A 23,239-nucleotide genomic window follows, 5' to 3' on the forward strand; every position below is an offset into this window, starting at 1 on the left:
GGTGGAAGGAAATTACATTTCCGCACACCCGACCTGGGCCTCAAGCAGATATCACTGCACGCGGCCCACCAACTCATAGGAAGGTTCCTCCAGGACCGACTCGTGAAAGAAGTGAACATCTCCGTTCAGTGCTCCGTGCAGAAATTCCCCGAAACTCATCTGATAATCGAGCCACGTACCACCCCAGTCGACAAGAACCGACCAGTCACCGATGACCCTATGAGCCCTGGGCCTCAAAAACACCTGATTCCCGAATGGCGTATGTCCGATCGGAAATACCCCTCCTACCGCAGGAAAAATCCTGTACGGCACAAGCGACGGTTCGGTCTCTTCGTACATGAAAGAATTGGTTCTGATCTTCCACCGCAGGCTGAGACTGTCGTCCGCTTCGGGTGCTCGTGGATGAAAAAGCGTCAATGTATCACTGATCACACATGGCCCATACGCGGAGATGAATCTCTTGTAGTCGAGTGGGAGATCGACTGCGAACTCACTTTCGAAGTCCCGCCAGTCGTAATCGACGTCATGATTCAATTGCGGTTCACTAAGGACGCGAGAGAGGTCCACCGGATGTCCTTTGCGTACAGTCGTATCCACCCTGCGGGCTGTTATAAACTGTGCAGTTCAGAGCATACCCGCCGCTACCATGGGCCACCATGCGAATCCGGTCCGGCACCCCGGCATGGCGTGTCGGATCCCCATATATCGGTAGAACTCCAACCGATATCACCTGCCCTCCCGTTGCGGCATTCTGAATATCCCGCTCAAGACCTGACATATCAGGGGAATTAGCCGGATTTTGGTACCCGGCCACAAAATTACGAAGTGTGTAATTTGCACCCCCTGCATTGTCCGCGATGAGGTGAAGAGCCGCCCGGTTCCCTGCCGGCAACGTCGAATAGCCCGCCGGCTTCCACTTCGGATCCCGACGCTCAAGGCCGGTCCGCACGTCATCCCCGTCAATTATGGCTACAGCTCCGGTCGCTCGACAATCCTCATCGTTGGGGCCGAACTTTGTCATGGGCGCGTAAAAGTAACCTGCCTCCTTCGACGGGAAATCACGCTGACATTCGTTTCTGGTTCTCCGTCGATCGATATTTGCGCCGGAATCACCGAACCCCAAGCCGGTATCGATTGTCTCTTCGGGGAAGAAGGCTTTCAGCATCTCCAGGGAGTGCTCGTCCTGCGCCACCTGATCCGGATTGTATACCGGGCCGGGCTGGAGATTAGTGGTGCTCTGAAGCGTATCGAATACCCGGGAGCCGTCCAGGAGACCCTTGATGATGGCGACCAGCGGATCGACGACCGGGGTTGCCGAGGTGGGGGGGCGGTTCTTGGGGGCGGTCGGTCGGTGCGGGGGCTTCGGCTTGGGCTTCATGGGGGGCTTGCCGGAGGGGCCCTTGCCAGGGCCCTTGCCGTTACCGCCTCGGCATCCGACTACACAGCGGCTGCCCGGGCCGGCGCCCGGGCCGCCGGTCCCCGGGCCGGCGCCGGGGCCATTGCCGGGGCCGCCACTTGATCCGCAGGCGCCGTAGGTCCGGCAAGCCCAGGCGTTGAGGTCACCCGCGCGGGTGCCCGCTGCGGCTGAACTGGAGGCAGCGCTGTCGGCCGTCGTGGAGTGAGTGGCCCACCAACCCGCCAGAGTGGCGGTGCCGGTAATGGTTCCGCCGCCACTGGACCACGAGTTCCACTTGTTCTTGATCTTCGACCCGAGGCTTTGAGCGCCGGACCAGGTGTTCGACAGACCGTTGGCCAGCCCTTGCGCCAACGACTGGCACTTCGCCATGCAGGCAGCGCCGACGGCAAAAGCTCCGGCTGCTGCCCAATAGACCGCTGTGCCCTCGGCAACACAGGCGTCCCAGAAGCAGTGCCCGGTCGGGTCGGTGTTGGTCAGCGGATCCCCGCCCCCATACGCGTACCGGTTCGCGTTGCCGGAAGGGCTCGGGGCGAGGGTCCAGGTGTCGCGGGAATCGAAGCCGCCGCTTGCCGGGTCGTACCAGCGGCTGGCCATGTTGACCTGGCCGGTGGTCGGGTCGGTCCAGGCACCCTGGTAGCCGAGGCCCGGTCTGGCGCCGGTTTGGCTGGTGACCTGGCCGAAGGGGTCGTAGGTGGTGGCGGCAGTGCGGTTGAGGGTGGTGGGGTCGAGGGCCGCGGTGACGTCGCCGTGTTCGTCGGTGATGGCGAGGGTGGCGGAGGTGCCGTTGCCGGTGGCGATCAGGTCGCCGGCGGCGCCTCGGGTGAACTTGGTGGTGCCGTCGGCGACGAGGTTGTTCGTGGTGCCGTCGTACGCGAACCCGGACTGGCCGTCGCGGGTGATCATGCGGCCCTGCGCGTCGTAGCCGTAGGAGGCGCTGTCCTGGGCGAGTTGCTCGAAAGCGTCGAACTGCATCGACTTGGTCAGGCCCGGGACGGTGATCGTGGAGCGGGTGCCGCGCGGGGTGTAGGCGTAGGAGGTGTCTCCGGCGGTGAGGAGGCGGTTGCGTTCGTCGTAGGTGGCGGTCTTGGTGCCGGCGCCGGTGCGGTTGCCGGCCGCGTCCCAGGTGTAGGGCGTGACGGTGGTGCCGTCGTTCCACTGGGTGAGGCGGCCCGCCAGGTCGTAGGAGTAGGTGTTGTTGCGGCCCCCGGTCACGGACTCGTCCTTGCCGGTGACGCGACCGTCGTCGTCGTAGGTGTACGCCGTCCGCTGTTGCCGGTCTCCCGCGTCCGTGTACACGCCGTCGACGGCCAGGCGCCCGAACGGGTCGTACTCGTACTGCCGATTCGACGACGGCATCGACATGGCGCTGATGCCGTTGGGAGCCCCGGCGCTCGGGCGTTGGTACGTCTCGTTCGTCGGCCTGCCCGCCGCGTCGTATTCCCTCTCGACGCGCACGCCGGACTGCGGGTCGAGCACGCTGGCGGTCCGACCGGCGCCGTCGTAGCCGAAGACCGTGGTGCCGGCCGCGTCCGTGCGCTGAGCGAGCTGCGACTCCGCGTCCCACGTGTACTGCGAGGAGCCCGACGTGCCTGCCGACGAGAGCAGCAGGCCGCGGTCGTTGTACGTGTACGTGTTCGTGGACTTGGCCGTCACCGCACCGAAGGTTTGTGCCTTGGTCAGGCGACCGGAGCCGTCGTAGGCGAACACGCGCTTGTCGGTGGCGGCTTCGGCGCCGGTGCCGGTCTGCTCGACCAGGCGGCCCAAGTGGTCATAGGTGTTGTTCGAGCGCACGCCGCCCGGCGCCGACTGGATCGTGGCCTGGCCCACGGCGTCGTAGGTGGTCGTCCAGGTCCGGTCGGCGAGGTTCGGGTGCGCGGTCGTGGCGGGCTCGATCACGCTCTCCGGCTGATCCCACGCCGTGTGCGTGTAGATCGTGGAGTTGCCCTTGCCGTCGGTGAAGCGCGTGCGGTTGCCCATCGCGTCGTACCCGAAGGAGGAGACGATCGAGGTGCCGGCGTCGACCTTCTCGGTTTGGCGGGTCAGCCGACCGGCCGCGTCGTAGGCCAGGTCGGTACGGCCGCCGGTGGGTGTCACCGTCGAGACCTGGTTGCCGTCGGCGTCGTAGGTGTACGACGTGGTGACGCTCGTTCGTTCCTTGTAGGAGAAGTTCAGGACGGAGTCGACGCGGCCGAGCGGGCTGTACGACCAACGGGTGGACCGGAGCGTCGGATCCGCGACTCGGACCTTGCGGCCCAGACCGTCGTACTCGGCGGTCATCGTGTTTCCGAGTGGGTCTGTGGACGCGAGCGGCTCGCCTGCCACGTTGTACGAGCTCCCTGCGACCCGCCCGGTCGGCGACTTCGTCGACACCACCCGACCCGCGTCGTCGTAGGTCATCGTGGTCGTGAAGTTGTTCGCCGTCGGGAAGCGTTCGACCCGGGTGCTGGTGAGTTGGCGGCCCAGTTGGTCGTAGGTCGCCTCCGTGCGGGCGCCCTCGGGGTCGACCGCCGAGAGTTGGCGGCCGTTGGCGTCGTACGTGTAGTGCCAGGTGGCGGGCATCGGGGGTGCGTCCGCGAAGGTCTGGTTCATCAACGGACCCTGGTTGGTACCCGGGTTCGCCAACGCGCCCTGCTGGGTGGGCGCTTCGGGGGCCGTCTTCTCGACGACGTTGCCCATTCGGTCGTAGCGCATCTTGCCGGTCCGGCCGAGCGGGTCGGTCGACTCGATGGCGCGGCCGGCCTTGTCGTAGCGGACCTGCGAGGTCGCGGTGATCGGCTGGGTGGCGCCGGCAGGCGTGTACGGCGGCAGCGTGGTCGACGTGGTGCGGCCCGCGCGGTCGGTGACGCTTGTCGTCACCCGGCCGTTGGCGTCCCGGGACACGACCGGCTCGCCGAACGCGTTGTAGCCGACGGTCGTGGTCGGGCGGGTGTTGGTCGGCGCGGCGCCGCCCACCGTCACCTCGACAGTCGGGGACGCGGTGGAGACCTCGCGGCCCAGCACGTCGTACGTCTGGGTGACGGCATGTGCGCTCGGCGTGGCGCCCGCCGCGTTGCCGTTCGGCGAGACCTCCTCCAACACCAGGCCGCGCTGATCGCGCTTCCAGGTGGCGACCAGTACGTCGTCGACGCGCGGCGTGCCCGTCTCGTTGTGGGCGGTCTGGCGCAGGACCCGACCCGCCTTGTCGTACGTGAAGTCGGTGGCTTCCGGTGTGGTGATGCCCGTGCCGGTGCGCAGCGTCCGGCCGACGAAACCGGCCGGGTCGTACACCGTGGAGCTTTCCCGGCTCAGGCCCCCGGGGTCGAGGACCGTCTTGACCGGGCGGCTCTGCGCGTCGTAGGTGAAGTCGGTGATCGTCGTGCCGCCGGTGATGCTCCGCGTCACGTTGCCCGCGCCGTCGTAGCTCAGCCGCTCCAGCACGATGTCGCGGGTCGAGTCGTCGGGTTGGCGCACGCCGCGCGCGACCGTCTCGGCCTTGGTGTCGTCGTCGTAGTAGGTGTACGACGTCGTCGCACCCATCGCGTCGGTGACCGAGGCAAGTCGGCCGGCCGGGTCGTAGGCGCGCGATTCGACGACCAGGTCGCGCGGAGTGCCGGAGGGATCGCCGTCCCAACCGACCAGCACCGTCTCGGCCGGTTGCCCGCCCGGGGTGTAGGAGTAGCGGATCTCGCCGCCGACCGGGTCGGTCCTGGAGATCAGGCGCCCGAACGAGTCGTAGGCGGTGCGTGTCACCCCGCCTTCGGGGTCGGTCGCGCTCTCCGGGCGGCCCTTGGTGTCGTACGTGTAGGTGCTGGTACGGGTGGTGTCGCCGCCGGTGAGGTCGGCGGTCGACTCCTCGACCACTCGGCCGTCGACGTCGTAGACGGTGGTGCCGCGAAGCGTGTGCGTGACGCCGGTGATCTCGTTGCGTACGCCCGGCTCGGTCGCGGTCGTCGGCCGCGACGCGTAGTCGTAGGCCGTGGTCGTGGTCACGCCCGCCGGCACGCTGTCCGAGACCTCGGTGGTGGTGCTCCTGCGGCCGAGGCCGTCGTAGGTTTGACGGGTGATCAGGCCGACCGGATCGGTCGTGGCCGCCAGGTCGCCGTTGGCGTAGTAGGCGAACGTCGTTACACGGTTGCCGGGTTGCGTGGTCGAAGCGAGCAGCCCGGCCGGCACCGTGCCGCCGCCGACCGCGGCCTCGGTCCCGGTGGTGTAGGCCCGTTGCGTGGTCGAACCGTCCGGCCGGGTCTCACCGCTGGGGTGGCCGGTGGTGGTGTACGCGTACGTGGTCCTGTACGTGTTGTCGCCGACATCGGCGGAGCGTGGGTCGCGCACCGCGATCAGTTGGTCGTTGCGCGGGTCGAGCGCATTGTCCTTGTTGAGGTAGAACTCCTGGTACCCCGTCCAGCACTGGGTCGTGCTCCGGCACGTGGTGCGGGATATCTCGTTGCCGCGCGCGTCGTGGCCGCTGATCAACGAATTACCGTTGGCGTCGGTGACGGTGTGTCGGAAGCCGCCGCTGTCGTAGCCGTAGGTCGTGGTCGCGCCCTCGACGTCGGTGACACTGAGCGCCCGGCCGCGGAACGCGTCGTAGGTGCGCCGTTCCTGACGGTTGTTCGGGTCGGTGACCGTGGTCGTGGTGGTCAGCGCGGCTGCTTCGGTGGTGGTGCCGCTCGCGTAGTGGCGGGCGATCGTGTCGGCGGTGAGCGCCTGGTGGTGGATCGCGACTTCGTCGATCGCGCCCTTGAAGTAGCCGCGGACGTCGGTCGGTTTGGCGGGCCAGGCGAGGTTGTTCACCGGGCCGGCGCCGATGGTGATGTAGGGATCCACCACGACGGAGGTCGCGTCCATCGGTGCGCCGACGAGGTTTCCGTCGAGGTAGAGCTTCTGGGTCTTCCCCGGGACGTCCACGCTGAGCGCCGCGTGGTGCCAGCGGCCGTCGAGTACCGACTCCGGTGAGGTGATCGGGGCCGGGGTGCCGTTCCAAATCTCGCCGCGCAATTGGCCGTCGGTTCCGACGTAGAGCATCGGCGTGGCCGGAGTATCGGCTCCCGAATACGGCAGGTCCTGCGTGGAGTAACCCATCAACACGCCGGGACCGTCCGCCTGGAACCACAACTCCGTGGTGAACTGCGAGACGCCGGCCAGTTGGTCCTTGGGCAGTCGGATGTGCGACGAGGTGCCGTCGAAGCCGGTCGCCCGGTCGCCGGTGGCCCCGAACGCACCCACGACACCCTGACGAACGTTCCAGGAGCCGCCCGCGTCGGTGGCCGGTCCCGGTACCAGGTCGATCGGCGCCGTACCGCTGTCGCTTACCGTCAACGGCCAGTATCCCGTCGGGCCGGCCGCGAGAATCCTCCTGCGGTAGTCCGCCGCGAGGTCGTCGGCCGCTGCGGCGTGGGCGGCGATGGTAGACGCGTCCAAGGTCTTGCGGTAGACGGCGACCTCGTCGATCCGCCCCTCGAAGTACCCGGACCCGGCCGGTGCCTTCTCGTACCCCGCGGTGGCACCCGCACCGACGAAGCTGCGCAGGCTCTTCTCGTGGAACACCGCGCCACTGATCGTGCCCGCCACGACGCCGTCGAGGTAGAGCGTGTGTACGACGCCGTCGGTGGTGAGCACGACATGGTGCCATCGGTCGTCGTCGACGGACTTCTCGGTGACGATCTGCGGCAACGCCGTTCCGCTCGTCGTGAAGAACTTGCCGCGCAACTTCCCGTCGGTGTCGACGTACAGCGCAGGCGTGTAGGTCGTCTGCGATTCCCCGATGCCGGCCGACTGGTAGCCGAACAACACACCCGGCTTCGACGTTTCGAAGGACATCTCGATGGTGGCCTGGGACGAGCCGTGGATCATTCCCTGAGGCAACTCGATATAGGAATTGATGCCGTTGAACTCCGCGGAGCCTTCGTCGAAGGTGGCCCCGTAGGTGCTACCACTCGTGGCGAACGCGCGCGCCGCCCCGTTCGTGGCGCGGGCACCCTGCTGCGAGGTGACCTCCGACCCGGACGTCTCGTTCAGCCGGTAGTACGACCACGGCCCCGAGGAGGCCACCGCCGCGCGATAGGCGGGTGCGCTGTTCGGTATCACCGCGCTTCGCGCAGCGAAGTGCTCGGCCACCGCCGTCGCGTCGATCGCCCGGTCGTACACCGCCACTTCGTCCATCGACCCGTCGAAACGGCCGACGGTGCCGGGGGCTTCCGCCCAGCCGGCGACGAATCCGGCGCCCAGGTACACCCGGCTCGAACTCTCGTGGTTGATCGCGCCGTTGATGCTTCCCGCCTTGGCGCCGTCCAGGTAGAGCGACTGCACGCTGCCGTCGGCGGTCAATACCGCGTGGTGCCAGCGGCTGTCGGTGACCGCCTGGGCGGAGGTGACCGGTACCGCCCACGCGGCATCGGCTTGCATGAACTTCCCGCGCAGCTTGCCGTTGGTGTCGATGTAGAGCGCGGGGGTGTACGTGCCGCCCACCCCGGCCGGGTCGTCGATCGCATTGGACTGGTGTCCCAGCAGCACACCCGGCTTGTCGGTCTTGAACCACATCTCGATCGACAGCCGAGGCCGGGTCCGCAGCAGGTTCTGCGGCAACTCGACGTAGGACGTGCTCCCGTCGAACTCGGCCGCCGTGTCGTCGCCGCCCGCGAACGCGCCCGCCCGGCCGGGGATCACATCGTGATAGGTGCCCGCCGCGGCACTGCCGAAGGCGTTGTTCGCGCCGGTCCCACCCTGTTCGCCGAGGCGGTAGTAGGCGACCGGCGCGGACGCGGTGATCGCGCTCGCGTAGCCGGCCGAGGACGCGGTGTAGGTCGGCTGGGCCAACTTCCAGGCGCCGCCGTTGATGTCGGTGACCTGGGTGACCCGGTCGGTACGGGCGTCGTACGCGACCTCCGCGTGCGTGCGCCCGGACGGCAGCGTGACCTTGGTCAGCTGGGTGGCCGCGGCGCGTGCGGCGTAGTGCTCGGCCACGCCCGTGGCGCCCAACGGGCGTTCGTACAGCGCGACATCGTCGATCGTGCCGTTGAAGTAGGCGATGGCGGCGGGTGATTGCGGCACGCCTTGGGCGAAGCCCGCGCCGACGAGGGTGTTGCTGCCGGCCGGGTGGTAGACCTCGCCCGAAAGCGTGCCCGCGGCCTGGCCGTCCAGGTAGAGCGTCTGTGCCGTCCCGGTCGCGGACAGCACCGCGTGGTGCCACTGGTTGTCCGTGACGACACCCGCGGACGTGATCGGGTCCGGGCTGGCACCTCGGGTGAGGAAACGACCGCGCAACCTGCCGTTGGTGTCGATGTAGAGGGCGGGGTTGAACTCCCCGCCCACGCCCGCCGGGTCGTCGAGCGCGCGGGCCTGCTGACTGAACAGCACCCCGGCACCGGTCGTCTTGAACCACATCTCGACGCTGAGGAAGGTCGACTTGCCCACGATGTCGGCCGGCAGTCGCACATACGACGAGGTGCCGTTGAAACCGGCCGCCTGGTCCGGGGATCCGCCGAGCGCACCGGCCTGACCGAGCGTCACGTTGCGGTACTCGGCGCCCTCCCGCGCGGTCGTGGTGGGCACGCTGTCGGCCGCGGTGGTCGTCGGGCCCGCGTCGCCGAACCGCCAGTACGAGCGCGGGCCGGCGTCCATCACCACGGAGCGGTAGTGCGATCCGGTGGTGTAGTCGTAGCGCGTGCACGGCGCGGCCGGTCCGGTACCGCCGGGCACGGGCGGGCATACGCTGGTCAGTCGGTCGCCTTCGTAGCCGTACGTCCACACCGGACCCGGGGTCGTCGCGTCGATCGGGTTCGTGCCGGCCTGGGTGACGTGCGCGCCGGTCCAGGTGAAGCTCAGGTAGCGGCCGGAGGTGACGTCCGTGGCCCTTGCGATCCGACCGTCGGTGCCGTAGGTGATCTGCTGGGTACGCCCCGCGTAGTCGGCGACGGAGATCAGTCGGCCCGCCGCGTCGAAGACCTGCCGGGTGCCGGACTTGTCGGCGAGTTGCCAGCCGCCGCCCGATACCGCGGTGAAGGTGGCGAAGCCGCCCGACGGCGCGGCGTAACTGCCGTCCGCGTTGCGCCCGAAGCGCATCTGGCCGCCGGAGGCGAGCACGATGACGACGTTGCCGGAGCCGTCGTTGTCCGGGATCGCCCGCATGTCCCAGCGCGAGGCCCAGCCCGCGCCGAACGCGGTGTCGGTGCGCGGGTCGAGCGAGTTGTACGTACGCGCCACCGTCAGGTCGGGACCGACCGCGCTCACCGAGGCGTCGGTGGCGGCCGTCGTGTAGTTGCCGACCTGTTCGTTGAATTCCTTGCCCGCCGAGCCGGCCGCGAGGTGGCTGGTGATCGCCGGCTGCGGCACCTGGGTCGAGAACATCGCGGGTCGCGCGAACGTGCCGTCCGCACCGCCGGAATCGCCGACCGTGCCGTACCAGGCGTAGGTCTTGCCCCAGGTCAGGTTCCACTCCTTGGGCACCGTCCACGGCGAACTCGGCTGCCAATCGGAGGTGTGGCAGTCCTTGCGCGTGTTCGCGCCGTCGACCTCGCAGACCTCGAACTTGTAGCGCAGCGGCTGATTCACCGGCCAGGAGTCCCGGTCGTGCCCGGTCACGTGCAGCATCGGGGTCAGCGTCGAGAACGTGTACCCGCTCGGCGGCCAGGCCGCATCCACGGCCGGCGGGCGGTTGGGAATCGTGAACACGGCCGGGTTCGGGCGCAGCGAGGCGTCGGCGCCGTCACCGATGTAGCCGTACCAGGCGTAGGTTCCGCCCTTGGCCAGGTTCCAACTCGTGGGCACCGTAAACGAGGCCGGGGTCTGCCAGGGCGAGGATTGGCAGTTCTTGCGGTAGTCCTGCGCCTCGACCGCGCAGACCTCGAAGCGGTAGTCCAGCGAGGGCCGCGGCCAGTTGTCGGGGTCGTTGCCCGCGACGGTGAACGTCGGAGTCGTGGTGTCGGACTCGTAGCCGTTGCCGGGCGTCATCGACGTGATGACCGGCCACTTGTTGCTGGTGCCCAGGGCCATCGGCAGTGGCGGTACGCCCATTTGGGAGAACTTGGGGATGTTCGTCCCGTCCATGTCCCAGGCGAGCGTGTATGTTCCCGGGGGCAGCTTGGCGATGGTGGCGTTCAGCGTCACCGACTGACCGGGCGCCACGTCGTTGGGCAGCTGCGTCCAGGCAACGGTGCCCAGTTCGGTGCCGCTCGCGTTGAACAGCCGGTAGTGGAGCGAGTGGATCCCCTTGGTCCAACCCACGGCACCGTTGTTGGTGACGGTGACGCTCGCGATGCCGTCCTGAGTGGCCGTCACTTCACGCACGAGGTTGTTGAATTTGTACGCGGCCCGGAAGGGCGTGTAGTCGATGTCGAGCTTGACGCCGCCGTTGGGCGCGGTGTCGAACTTCTTCCAGGTCTTCGGGTCGCCCTGGGCGGTGCGCACGGTCAGGCCGTTGTTCGCGGCGCCGGTGACCCAGCCCTGGATCAGGTCGCGACCGCCGGTGCCGAGGTCGACGACACCCCAGCCGTCGTTGCAGCCGTCCGACTCGTTGCCCAGGGCGAACGACGCCGAACCCAGCGCTGGACCATAGGACGGGCCCGGCCAGCGCACCGAACTCGGATTCCACGAGCCGGTGTTCCCGTGCACCGTCACCGCACGCGGCGCCTGGCAGTCCCAGGAGTGCACGTTCCACAGCGCGAGTCGGGCGCCGGTGATCGTGTTGTTCTGCAACTGGGCGGAGACCGCCGAGGTGTTGAGCAGGATCGCGGCGTTGGCACAGCCGCTGTCGCAGTTGTAGCCCAGGCGATAGACGTCGGTCTGGAAGAAGTTGCGACCCTGGACGATGCTCACCGAGTTCGAGGCGGGCGTCACCGCGACTGTGGGGTCGACCTTCACCGGGTACACCCGTCCCGGTGCGTCCAGCCAGGCGCGGTCGAGCTTGACCCGCAGCACCCGCACGCCGTCGGCCCGCGCGAGGAGTTCGTACGTCACACCGCCCGAGGTGGCGCCTTCGCCCGAGGCCGGATCGACCGCGGAGTCCATCATCCAGCCGTGCGGGATCATCGCCTGGACCGCGCCGGAGGCGTCGGTCAGGGCCACATTGCCGTTCTCGTCCAGGCTCGCGGTGAGCCCGGCCAGATGCAGCGGGAAGTCCCAGGTGTCGGGCGCGGACGGCGAGTTGAGGAGGATCGTCTCCTTGATCTCGCCGTCGCCGGCCTTCAGGTTGACGTCCGCCTGGGGCCGCGCGCCGGTGAAGGTGATGCTGTCCGACGCGGTTCGTCCGACGCTGGGGGTCGCGCCGTCGAGGCCGAAGCCGACACTGGTCCCGTTGCCTGTGTGCAGGGTGGCCAGTCGGGTGGCATCCGCCTTCGTCGCGACGTCGACGGGGTTCGCTGCGGCACGCGTGCGCCACCAGTCCGGGTCGGTCGCGCTGCCGCCCATCGGCGCGAGGGTGTCGTCGATCCTGGCCCATGTCCCGTCCGAAAGGCGGTAGTTGACCGGATCCTCGGAGACTTTGAGGGTGCGGCTGCCGTCGGCGTTCTCGTAGACGCTGGTGTGCGAATCGCGTTCGGCCGGTACCTCGCGGCTGGTGCGCTCGTCGAAGGACGAGCCGCCTGCGGGGTTCGGAGCCTGCGGGGCGGCAACGGCGAGGCTCGTGCCGTCGGCCTGCGGGGCCGACCGGATCTGCTGGGTACCGGCAGCGGCGAGCGGCCGCTCCGGGGTCGATTCGACCGGGGTCGGCGCCAACGGCCCCTGGTCCGGGCCGAGTTCCCCGGGAGCCGTGCCCGCGGATCGTCCGGCGGCATCGGCACCCGCGCGTGTCTGCGCCGTGTCGACCTGGTGCGAGCGGCCGGCGGCCGAACCCCATTCCTGGCTCGGCTTGCCGTATTTCGTCCCGCCTTGGGTGGCGGCGGACACGGCGGTCGCACCGCCGACGGTAAGACCCACGGTCATCGCCATCGCGGCGACGATCGCGGTCGGACGCTGCGCACGCAGCCACAACAGCCCACCGAGCACGGGACTGCTCCCCCAGGAATAGAGATATGACAGGCGCACATCCAAATGGCCGGCGGGGTGGTTGAACAATTTATTTGGTTCTATATCGACAGATGATTCACGTCATAGCGATGCCATACAACTTTTGATCACTGCCAAGCGTCGCGGGCGGTTCGGGACGGCCCGGGCCACCCGACGACTTACGGAGCAACCCGATCGGCGCGCGTGTGCCGTGGGTCGGCATGGGGGTGGCCTGTGAGCATGGCCGGTATGGACAATTGGTTTCCCAGGCATCCCGGGGACGATCCGTTGGAGCGGGCTTCCGTGGTGGGTGAGTTGCCCGAAGTCGAGGGTGCCGCACGCCGGTTGGCGGAGGCGCTGCTCGGGTGGCACAACGCGGCGCCCGGAGCGGCGGAACCGGCGCACGAGGTACGGGTCGTGGTGGCGCCGGCCGCACCGGCGGACCGAGAGCTGTGTTGGCGGATCGAGGTCGCGCCGGATCGAGTGGAGCGGTTGATCGCACTACTGCGACGCGATACCGAGGCGCTGTTCGCGGCGCGCGAGTGAGGCCTTGCGGGGGTCGCTCGATAAGCATTCAGTCCGGCATATTCGCGATAATGTGCCCGGCCGTCCGCACGGTGAACCGCTCGGGGAAGCAGCCGACCGGGCCCGGCATCGCCCTCACCCGCCGCCCGCCGCCCGCCGCCCGCCGCTCCATCGACCGATCCCGTGGCCTACCGACCTGATCCGACCGAGCCGATACCGCCGCGGTGGCCTTGCCGTTCGCCGACCCGGTGGCGGCGACGGGGCGGTTGTAGCCTTCGCGAACGGGGCCGAGCGGATGGGGCACGAGTACTTGGGGGCGGGAATGCAGTGGGACTTCACTCGGACGCGGTTGCGTGAGGGGTACGCGATCGCCGACGTGGACGCGTTCCTGGCCTTGGTGCGCAGCAGCCTGGACGGCAGCGCCGCAGTGCCGCTGACGCCGGCTCAGGTGCGCGAGCAACAGTTCACCACGGTGCGGTTGCGCATGGGCTACGACGAGGACGAGGTCGACGCCGCACTCGACGAGATCGAGGCCAGACTCGCGGCCCACGGCGGGGCGTGGGGCTCGCGTGGGCCACGGGTCGCGGACGCGAGAGGCGACCGGGCTGCGGACGGGCGTTGGGGCGCGGACGCGGGAACGGAGCGGCGCGCGGACGCGGACGAATCCCGCCCGGCGGCCGATCGGTTCGCCGAGGCGCGGGCCGAGGCGGACGTGAAGGCGGTGACCCTGCGGCCGGCCGGGGAGCGCTTCGACCCGGTCCGGCGCGGCTACGACCGGGAGACGGTCGACGCTTTGGTGAACCGGGTCGGCGAGGCACTGCGAAGCCGGGTGCGGTTGTCCCCCGAGGAGGTCCTCGCCGACCGCTTCGACATCGCCCGCCGCGGCTACGACCGCGCCCAGGTGGACGCATGGCGCGGCCGCACCGCCGACCTACTCATCCGTCGCCGCCTGAACGACGCAGCGGGGGGCTGAACGAGGGGGTCGGCGCGCACCGGGCCGGTGCCTGGCGGACATCGCGGCGCCGCGAGTCGGAACGACCGGCCGCCGGACCCGTGCCTGGTACGGCCCGGCCGAGTCGACCCGGGTGCGCCGTCATCCGCTCACTCCACCGCGGTCGCACCCGTTCGGATCACCTGCCTGATCGCCTCCCCGCCCGCCAGGGCCTCCATCGCCTCGTTGAGGTCGGTCAGGGGTACCGTCGCGGTGTGCAGGTGCTCGACCGGCATCAGGCCGGCGCGCCACAGCGCCAGGTAGCGCGGGATGTCCCGGCGCGGCACCGCGTCGCCCATGTACGAGCCGATCAGCGACTTGCCCTCACCCGCGAAGGCCAACGCCGGTACCGCGTCCAGCGTGCGGCCCGGTGCGGGCAGGCCGACGGAGACCACGCGGCCGCCCCGGTCCACCGCGGCCAGGCAGTCCGCGACCACGGCCGCGCTGCCGACCGCCTCGATCGCGACGTCGAGGCCGCCGTCGGTGAGGTCGCGGATCGCGGTGACCGCGTCGGCCGGGTCGAACGCGTGCGACGCGCCCAGGCGCAGGGCCAGTTCGCGCTTGGCCGGCATCGGGTCGACCGCGACGATCGGGTACGCACCCACCGCCCGTGCGCCGAGCACCGCGGAGAGCCCGACCCCGCCGAGGCCGAACACCGCGACCGACTGGCCGGGCCGGACCGCCGCCGTGTTGATCACGGCGCCCGCACCGGTGAGCACCGCGCAGCCGAACATCGAGGCCACCTCAAACGGCACGTCGCGCGGGATCGGCACCACCGATTCCTGGGCCACCACCGCGAATTCGGCGAACGCGGAGACCCCGAGCTGGTGGTGCACCACGTCGCCGGCGGCATCCCGCAGCAGCGCGGGCCCGTGCAGGAGCCCGCCCGAGCCGTTGGCCGTGGCGGCGGCCGAGCACAGTGCCGGCCGGCCCTCGTCGCAGCGCGTGCAGTGGCCGCAGCTGGGCACGAACACGAGCGCGACGTGCTCGCCCGGCGCGACCCGGTCCACGCCTGGCCCGACCGCCTCGACCACGCCGACCGCCTCGTGCCCGAGCGCCATCGGCAGCGGCCGGACCCGGTCGCCGTTGACCACGGACAGGTCGGAGTGGCACAGGCTCGCGGCGGCGATCCGGACCAATACCTCGCCCTCGCGCGGGTCGCCGAGTTCGACCTCCTCGATCGCGACGGGCCGGCTCACCTGATATGGACGCTCCCGCGATATCCCGCGCAGGACGGCCGCCCGCATCCTCACTGGGCGTCCTCGACGGCGGCCTCGATCGCGGTTCGAGGGGTCAGCCGCACGACGTCCCGGCTCTCCAGCAGCGGCACCACTTGTGCGAGCACGATGTCGCGGAAGTGTGCGGAGGCGCAGTGCGCGGTGAAGTCGGCCTCGGCGTCGTACTCCTCGTACAGCACGATCGTGCGCGCGTCCTCGACGCCCTGGTGCACCCGGTAGCCACGGCAACCGGGTTCGGCCAGCGAACGTCGGGTCATCTCGTCGAGCAGCGCGAGGACCTGCTCCTGCGTGTCCGGGTTGGTGCGGTAGCGGGCGACGACAACGTAACTCACGGTGTGTTTCTCCTACTTGCCGATGAAACAGACGAACCAGAGGAGGATGAAGGCGGCTTGAGCGCCGCGAGCCGGTCGCGGCGCAGGTCCCACAGCCGGGGGTCGGACGTGGCCACGGCGACCGCGCCGAGCGCGAGCGCGGCGGCCGCGTCCTCGGCGGTCTCCACGAAGCCGGCCGCGACGAACGGCGACATCGCGCGTTTGGCCTCGGGGGTCATCCGGGCCACGATCGGCGACGGCATGATCTCGACCAGGTCCGGGCCGCCGCGGGCGATGGCGTCGGTGCTGCGGCGCATGTTCGAGCGGTCGGTGACGAACACCTTCTGCATGGTCAGCAGCCCGAGCGGGCGGCCCTTCTCCATCAGCGACAGCCGGGTGCTGACCATGCCGTGCGCGCCCATCGCCTTGAGGAATTCCAGGGCCCCCTTGTCCTGGGCCAGGCCCGGGCAGCTGTCCACGTTGACGAACACCGTCTTGCCCGCCTTGCCGAGCAGCTGCACGATGTTCGGCAGCTGCCCGACCGGGATGGACGCGAGGATGCACACCTGCGCCGGCGCACCGAGGAAGTTCTGTAGGCGCTGGGGTCCGATGATCGAGGCGATCACCGGAACCTCGGCGAAGGCGGACGACAACACCGAGGACATCCGGGGAGCGCTCGCGGGGCGTTGACTGGCGTTCATGACCTACCTGCGCTGGGTCTCGGCCGCCTCACGCATCGAAGCGGTTGGGGAGGCCCAGTTTGCCAGGATTGAGTATTCCGACCGGGTCCAGGGTCTCCTTGACCTTGACGAACGTGTCGAAGCCGGCGCCGAGCGCGGCCGGCAGGTACGGGCCGCGCAGCAGGCCGCAGCCGTGGTGGTGGCTCAGCGCCGCACCCTGGCGGATCAGCACCTCGTTGGCCGCGTCCCACACCGCGCGATACCACTCGCGTCGCATGGGCCGGTCCACGTCGCCGCGCAGCGAGAAGTACACACACGCGCCGTCGGTGTACGCGTGCGACTGGTGCGCGGACGCGGCCAGCGTGCCGGGCACCGACTGGATCGCCGCGACCACCTCGTCGTACACCTCGGCCAGGGCCGTCCACGACCCGGCGATCTCCAGCGTGTCGGCGACGAAGCCGGGGCCGGGGGTGAAGCCGTCGGAGGACTTGCCGACCAGCATCCGGTCCTTGAGCCAGCGCTCGAACACCGCGTCGCTGTCCAGTTCGGGACCGTACGCGAGGCAGACCTCCTCGCCGACCTTCAGCATCGCGTCGACCAGGATCGGGTCGCCCTCGTCCGCGATCAGCAGCAGGTTGGTCTCGGGGTGGTCGAAGTGCACTCCGCTCTCCAGCTTGTCGTACAGGCGCAGCACAGCCGGGGTCGCGCCGCGCTGCATGATCTTGCGGCACGCGTCCAGGCCCTCGGCGAAGGTCTCGAAGCCGAATGCGAGCGCCTTGGCGTAGGTGGGCAGCGGGTGCACCCGGATCCGGGCGGAGGTGATCACGCCGAGCGTGCCCTCCGAGCCGATGAAGATCTGCCGCAGGTCGGGGCCGGTGGCGGCGCGCGGGTAGTCGCCGTAGGTGGCGCGCGTGCCGTCGGCGTGCACGACGTCGATGCCGACGACCATGTCCTCGATCTTGCCGTAGCGCGTGGAGAGTTGGCCGGCGCCGCGGCAGGCGATCCAGCCACCGACCGTGGAGACGGCGAAGGCGGACGGCCAGTGGCCGGTGGTGGCGCCGTAGGTCTCCTGGAGTTCCTTCTCGAACAGGTCGCCGAACATGCCGGCTTCGACGTCGACGACGAGCGATTCGGCGTCGAACGAGAGGATCCGGTTCAGTCCGCACAGGTCGAGCACGACGCCACCGTGTACGGGCAGGGCCGCGCCGGTGACGTTGCTGCGGCCGGCGGAGGCGGTGACCGGGATGCCGGCCGCGTTGCAGATCCGCAGTACGGCGGCGACCTGGTCGGCGTCGATCACCTCGACCACGACCGCCTCGGGGGTGGCCGGGCGGCCGTCGGTCTCGCCGATCATGGTGCCGGCCCACCAGTCGCGGGTGCGGGTGACCACGTCGGCGCGGTCGGTGTACACGGCCTTGGCGACGCCGCGCAGGTCCGCGATCACCGACTCGGGGACCTCGACCACGGTGCCCTGGAGCGATGCGTCACCATCGCCGACGGGGGTGTTGCGGGCCCATTTGGGCGGGGTGGGCGCGCCCACGATGTAGTCGCCTCGGTTGAACGGGTTGGTGATGGTCTGCCTGCTGATCACTGCTGTGCTCCTTCGGGTCCGGCGAGTCGTCGGGTGCTGCGGGTGCCGTGCGTGCCGTGGGTGCCGTGAGTGCCGTGCGTACTGTGCGTGCCGTGGGTCATGCGCGTTTCGCGGGCGCGGCGGTGCCTGCGGATGCCTTGGGCGCCTTGGGTGCCTGGGAGATCGCAGATGCCGGGGATGCTTCGGAGTCGCCGAGCAGGACCGCCTTCTCGTGCCGCACGGCCGCGAGGTAGTCGGCGACCTGTCGCTCGATCTGCGCTGCGGACAGGCCCAGTTCGGCGCCGAGCAGGCGACCCACCTCGGGCGCGGCGGCGGCCGACGCGTCGCGAGCGAACAGGCGCGAGCGGGTGCGTCGGGAGAGCACGTCGTCCACCGAGCGGGCCATCTCCGAGCGGGCCGCGTAGACCACTTCGGCCCGGATGTACGGCATGCCCGCCACCACCGGCTCGGCCAGCGTGGCGTCCTCGGCGAGCAGGTCGGAGACGAATCGGGCCTCGGTGCCGTAGCGCTCGCCCAGGTGCGCGGCCAGTCCGCCGGAGGCGGCGACCGCCTCGGCATCGTAGCCGGCACCGCCGATCAGCGAGAGGTTGGCGGTGCGGCTGCGGCCCTTGCGGCCGAGTACCTCCATCACCTTGTCGATCACCAGTTCGCCCATGTGCCGGCTGGTGGTGAGCTTGCCGCCGGTGACGGTGACCATGCCACCGCGACCGACCGCGATGTGGTGGTCGCGGCTCATGTCGAGGGTGGCGCCCTCCTTCTTGCCCACCAGCGGACGCAGCCCGCCGATGCTGCCGACCACGTCGTCCGGGGTGAGCTTGCCCTCGAACGCGGTGTTGGCGCCATCGAGCAGGAACTCCATCTCCGGGCGCGTGCAGTGCACGTCGTCGACGGAGCCGCGGTAGTCCTCGTCGGTGGTGCCCAAAACGACCGCGTCGCCCCAGCGCGTGCACGTCGCGCGTCGGGCCCGGCCCGGGATGGGCACGGTGACCGTGCAGTCGATCCGGACCTTGCTCCACGGCACCACGATGTGCACGCCCTTGGCGGGCCGTACCTGCGGCTCGTGCCCGGTGTCGGCCATCGCGTCGACCGCGTCGCTCCACACGCCGGTCGCGTTGACCACCGCCGAGGCGCGTACGTCGAACCGCTCGCCGTCCACCTCGACCCGGGCACCCGCCGCGCGACCGCGTTCGTCCAGGACCCGGTCCGCCTTGGCGCCGTTGAGCACGGTGGCACCGAGCGCGGCGGCGGTACGCACGATGGTCAGCACCAGCCGCGCGTCGTCGGCGCGGCCGTCGAAGTACATCAGCCCGCCCTTGAGGTGGTCCGCGCGCAGTGTGGGGGCGTGCGCGAGCACCTCGTCGACGGTCAGCCGCTGGTGCAGCTTGCCGATCCGCCAGCCGCCGACCAGGTCGTAGGTCCACAGCAGACCCTCGAAGCCCTTGGCCAGCCGGGCGTCGAAGATCCCCTCCTTCTCCAGGATCGGGAACAGGAACGGCAGTCGGTGCACCAGATGCGGTGCGTTCTTGCGGAAGCGGTGCCGCTCCAGCAGCGAGTGCCGGACCAGGTTGACGTTGCCCTGCTCGATGTAGCGCAGGCCGCCGTGCACCATCTTGGACGACTTGGAGGAAGTACCCGAGGCGAAGTCGTCCTTCTCCACCAGGGCCACGTCCAGACCGCGCGAGGCCGCGTCGAGAGCGGCGTACGCGCCGGTGACGCCGCCGCCGATCACGAGCACGTCGAACACGTGGTCCGCCAGCCGGCGCTTGGCCCGGCTCCGGTCGAGAAGCAGCGGCTTCCCTCTCGTGGCCGCCGCTGACGCACGCCGAGGCTTGCGGGCGGGCAAGGTGATCACAACATCAACTCCTGGGGTCTGTCCGGCGGTTCGATGACCGAACCGCCGGGTGGTACGTGGTGCGGGTGGCCTCGCGGCCGGCCAAGGGTGGATGTCCTGGGGTCGGGCCGCCCCGGGTCTCGGGTGGCCTCGGGCGGGTGGCCTCGGGCCGACCGCGCTGCGGGTGGTCGCGGCCGGCCGGGTGGCGCGGGCCCGCGCCTCAGTCGAGGTGCGGCGCGAGCACGGTCTGCCACGTGGCCCGCTGTTCCTCGCGTTGTTCGGGGGTGGTGGTCGGCGTGAAGACTCGGCCGCGCGGTTGCGCCTCGACCACCTCTTCGAGCGAGGACCACAAGCCCTCACGGACGCCGGCCAGGTAGGCGGTGCCGCGCAGGCTCGCGGTCGCCGAGTCCGCGGCGCGCTCCAGCGGCAGGCCGACGATGTCCGCCTGGATCTGCATCAGCGTGTCGCTGCCGGCCACGCCGCCGCCCATCCGCAACCGCCCGAACGGCGCGCGCATGGTCTCGGCGACGCCGTCGATCAGATCGCATACGGAGTGCGCGATCCCGTCCAACACGGCGCGGGCCACGTCGGCCCGGGTGGTGGCCAGGGTCAGGCCGCTGAGCGCGGCCTGTGCCTCGGGCCGCCACGCGGGGGTGCGGATGCCGGCCAGCGCGGGCACGAACCACTCGCGCCGACTCGACCCGGCCTGACTCCGGGCCTGCGTGGCGAGTTCGCCGATCTCCGCCGGTGAGGCGAAGAAGCCCAGGTCGTCGCACAACCAGCGCAGTGCCGACCCGGTGGTGGAGCAGTACGCCTCCAGGCTGAAGTGGGTGGTCTCGCCCTGCCGCCAACCGGGCTGCGCCAGCACACCGGTCACGCCCGGGATCGGCAGCGCGGGGGTGTCCCCGGTGGCTGCGTCCACGAACGTGCCGGTGCCGTACACGCACATGCCCTGTCCGGCGGCCAGTCCGCCGAGCGCGATCAGCGCCGCGTGCTGGTCGCCCATGACGGCGGCCAACGGCAGCTCTACGCCCAGGAGTTCGGGATCGATGCGGCCGTAACCGAGGTCGTCGTCGGCGAACAGATCGGGCAACAGGTCAAGCGGGTAACCCAGTTGCCCGATCCACTCGTGATCCCAGGCGTGTTCGCGGAGCAGGTAGGCGCCGACCGAACCGGCGTTGCTCGCCGACACGGCGTGCGCGGCCCCGCCGGTGAACTTCCAGGCCAGCCAGGTGTCCACGGTGCCGAACAACAGCGCCCCGGCCGCGTGGGCCGCGGCCACCTCGGGCTGCTCGGCGATCTGCCGGGCGGCCCACAGGAACGGCGCCCTGCTGCCCACCGGCCGACCGAGCCGGGCGGTGAGCCGCTCGTCCCACTCGGCCTCGTAGGCGAGCAGGTCCCGGGCGTACCGCCGGTCCTGCCACACACAGGCCGGCACCAGCGGCCGGCCGGTGCGCCGATCCCACAACATCGCGGTGGCCCGCTGGGTGGACAGCGCGAGTGCGGCGATCTCGACGTCGTTCGCGCGCGCCCAGGCCAGCGCCTCGCGACAGACGGTCAACGTGGCCGTCCAGATTTCCACCGGGTCCTGTTCGACCGAGTGTTCGTCGGGATGCCGCACCGCAATCTGCCGGTACGCCACGTGGCCCACCGTCCCGGAGTCCAGCACGACTCCGGCCCGGGTCCCCGTGGTGCCCTCGTCCACGGACAGGATGCCGAGGCGCCGTCCGGGAGCGTGCAACGTCTTCGTCATCACAGCCCTTTCGGTCCGAAATATCCGTTTGCGATCTCCGCGTGAGTCTTTCGCGGGAGGTCTCCGTCAGCGGGTGACCAGCGCGGGATTCTCGGGATTCGCCGGATTCGCGGGCGGCTCGGTGAGCATCGGCACGTCCGGGTCCTCGTCGGGCGAGACGGCCCGGGTCGGGTCCCACTTGATCGCGACGCACGTGAGCAGGCCCAGCAGCGGGACGATCGCCAGGACCAGGAACGTCTTGTCCAGGCCGATGCCGTCCTTGATCTGCGGGAACAGGTACAGCCCCGCCACGCTGCCGAAGCTGCCGATCATCCCGGTGACGCCGGTGCCCAGGGTGCGCACCTCACTGCGGTAGGACAGCGCGGCGATCGACTTGCCGTTCGCGCCCGGGCCGGCCGAGTGACAGAAGATGAACAGCGCCGGGAGGATGAACGCGATCCAGGTCGGCACCCGGTCGAAGGTCAGGCCCATCCCGACGAGCATCACGAACACGCCGCCGAAGCCGAGCGCCGAGCTGATCCGCAGTCCGAGCTTTCGGGCGAAGTACGCGGAGAGGATGCCGCCGACGATGCCGAAGGCGTTGAACACCATCGAGCCGATGGTGGCCTTCTCGAAGCTGTTGCCGAAGATCGCCAGGCTGATCACCGGCAGGTACCAGCCGACCGCGAAGTACTGCATGGACTGGGCGAGCGAGATGGCCGAGGACAGCAGGGTGCGGGGCAGGTACTTGCCGCGGAACAGGATCCCGGCCTGCTTCATGCCCACGTTCGGCGGCACCTCGTCCGCGTCCGCGTCGTCGGGCACGGCTCCGGCGGCGGCCGGCTTGGCGGCGACGGCCTCGATCCCGTAGATCCGGTGCAGGTTGCGCACCGCGTCCTCCAGGCGACCCTTGGTGGCCAGCCAGGTGGGGCTCTCCACGAGGAAGGCCCACTGGAGCAGGAACAGGGACAGTGCGATCACCCCGGCCGAGCCGACCGACCAGCGCCAGATGTCCGCGCCGACGTCGAACTTGAAGCAGATCAGGGTGAGCAGCAGGTTGCCGGTGGTGGCGATGTACCAGATGCCCTGCCACAGGTTGAGCCGCCCGCGCAGCGACTTGGGCGTGTACTCGGCGAGCAGCGCCATCGCCACCGCGAAGTCGACGCCATAGGCCATGCCGACCAGGACTCGGCCGATCCACACCACGGTGAAGTCGTCGGCGGTGGCCGCGATCACCGCGCCGGCCAGCGCGAACAGCTTGGCCATCAGCAGCGGGGGCACCCGCCCGATCCGAGTGGCCAACCACCCGCCGATCGGATTGAACAGGATCGCGAGAGCCGGCGCGGTGGCGGTGAGGATGGAGACCTGAGTACTGCTCAGGTCCATCTGCTTCGTCATCGGGGCGAGCCCGGCGCCGAGCGCGGCGTTGGAGTACGCGTCGAGGAAGAGGCCCCCGAACACGAGGAACCAGATGACCTTGGCCCGACCGGAGATTCTCCCCAGTCGGTCGATGAGCGCGACGACGTCCTTGACGCCTCTGACGCTCTGCTGCTGTGCCATGTACCCGTCCTCGGAAAAAGGAAGGACCGGTCGGCGACACGCGAGCGCTAACGCGTAGGAGGGCACAGCGAAGCCACCGACAGGTGGTCTTCGTCTGTTCCTGCCAAAGAATGATCTGGACCTTATGAGGGACATTTGGGGGTGTCAAGGGTCCTGATCGGGTGTGATGCGGGTTGCACCCCCACTGATCTGCCTTATCTGTCCGTCAAGGTTGATCAGAGTTCATCAGGACTCACCCCGCCGATGCTCCCCGTGGACTCCCTCAACTCCCCACGCGCTCCCCGTGACGAACCCTGATGAACCCTGGTGAACGGCAGGTCAGGGAGAGACGGGGAGTGCATACCGCACTTCGTTTGCGCCACCGGGGATAGGGATGTCAGCCGTCTCGACCGGGCCCTCGTCCG

The 23,239-nt window shown here is 69.7% G+C and carries 11 protein-coding genes and 1 pseudogene; 3 read left to right on the top strand and 9 right to left on the bottom strand.

The window, feature by feature from the left end; translation table 11 throughout:
• Nucleotides 1-51: 51 nt before the first annotated feature.
• Nucleotides 52-567, bottom strand: a complete 516-nt coding sequence (locus ABZS54_RS02355) for an SMI1/KNR4 family protein (RefSeq protein ID WP_355529926.1) — start codon at nucleotides 565-567, stop codon at nucleotides 52-54.
• Nucleotides 545-12,376 carry a LamG-like jellyroll fold domain-containing protein gene (locus ABZS54_RS02360; protein ID WP_355529929.1) on the bottom strand — a complete coding sequence of 3,944 codons (11,832 nt, stop codon included), beginning with the start codon at nucleotides 12,374-12,376 and terminating at the stop codon, nucleotides 545-547. The genes ABZS54_RS02355 and ABZS54_RS02360 overlap by 23 nt, the downstream gene beginning before the upstream one ends.
• A 249-nt stretch (nucleotides 12,377-12,625) precedes the next feature.
• On the opposite strand from ABZS54_RS02360, the gene ABZS54_RS02365 reads away from it, so the two are divergent.
• The 3 genes and pseudogenes from ABZS54_RS02365 (at nucleotide 12,626) to ABZS54_RS02375 (ending at nucleotide 13,874) form a co-directional block, all read left to right on the top strand.
• Entirely contained in the window at nucleotides 12,626-12,922 is a 297-nt protein-coding gene (locus ABZS54_RS02365; RefSeq protein ID WP_355529932.1) for a hypothetical protein, read from the top strand.
• 406 nt (nucleotides 12,923-13,328) lie between these two features.
• Nucleotides 13,329-13,442: pseudogene (locus tag ABZS54_RS02370) on the top strand (DivIVA domain-containing protein); the annotation flags it as partial.
• Between the two features lie 288 nt (nucleotides 13,443-13,730).
• Entirely contained in the window at nucleotides 13,731-13,874 is a 144-nt protein-coding gene (locus tag ABZS54_RS02375; RefSeq protein WP_355529999.1) for a DivIVA domain-containing protein, read from the top strand.
• Between the two features lie 128 nt (nucleotides 13,875-14,002).
• Here ABZS54_RS02375 and ABZS54_RS02380 read toward each other — a convergent pair whose 3' ends face one another.
• The 7 genes from ABZS54_RS02380 to ABZS54_RS02410 all read right to left on the bottom strand — a co-directional run bounded on the left by ABZS54_RS02380 (nucleotide 14,003) and on the right by ABZS54_RS02410 (nucleotide 22,835).
• Entirely contained in the window at nucleotides 14,003-15,145 is a 1,143-nt protein-coding gene (locus tag ABZS54_RS02380; RefSeq protein ID WP_355529935.1) for a zinc-binding dehydrogenase, read from the bottom strand.
• The gene (locus ABZS54_RS02385) at nucleotides 15,142-15,462 is read right to left on the bottom strand and encodes an antibiotic biosynthesis monooxygenase family protein (protein WP_355529937.1); all 321 of its coding nucleotides are present in this window, start codon (nucleotides 15,460-15,462) and stop codon (nucleotides 15,142-15,144) included. The genes ABZS54_RS02380 and ABZS54_RS02385 overlap by 4 nt, the downstream gene beginning before the upstream one ends.
• A complete protein-coding gene (locus ABZS54_RS02390) occupies nucleotides 15,459-16,142 on the bottom strand; it encodes a glycerol-3-phosphate responsive antiterminator (RefSeq protein ID WP_355529940.1) in 684 nt (227 codons plus the stop codon). The genes ABZS54_RS02385 and ABZS54_RS02390 overlap by 4 nt, the downstream gene beginning before the upstream one ends.
• Nucleotides 16,143-16,170: 28 nt before the next feature.
• A complete protein-coding gene (locus ABZS54_RS02395; protein ID WP_355529943.1) occupies nucleotides 16,171-17,712 on the bottom strand; it encodes an FAD-binding oxidoreductase in 1,542 nt (513 codons plus the stop codon).
• A gap of 97 nt (nucleotides 17,713-17,809) precedes the next feature.
• Nucleotides 17,810-19,564, bottom strand: a complete 1,755-nt coding sequence (locus tag ABZS54_RS02400; protein WP_355529946.1) for a glycerol-3-phosphate dehydrogenase/oxidase — start codon at nucleotides 19,562-19,564, stop codon at nucleotides 17,810-17,812.
• Nucleotides 19,565-19,763: 199 nt separating this feature from the next.
• Nucleotides 19,764-21,296, bottom strand: a complete 1,533-nt coding sequence (locus tag ABZS54_RS02405) for an FGGY family carbohydrate kinase (protein ID WP_355529949.1) — start codon at nucleotides 21,294-21,296, stop codon at nucleotides 19,764-19,766.
• Between the two features lie 66 nt (nucleotides 21,297-21,362).
• Nucleotides 21,363-22,835: an MFS transporter gene (locus ABZS54_RS02410; protein ID WP_355529952.1), complete on the bottom strand. Its 1,473-nt coding sequence runs from the start codon at nucleotides 22,833-22,835 to the stop codon at nucleotides 21,363-21,365.
• Nucleotides 22,836-23,239 lie beyond the last annotated feature (404 nt).

Source organism: Embleya sp. NPDC005575 (genome assembly GCF_040605455.1).
Classification (GTDB): Bacteria; Actinomycetota; Actinomycetes; order Streptomycetales; family Streptomycetaceae; genus Embleya.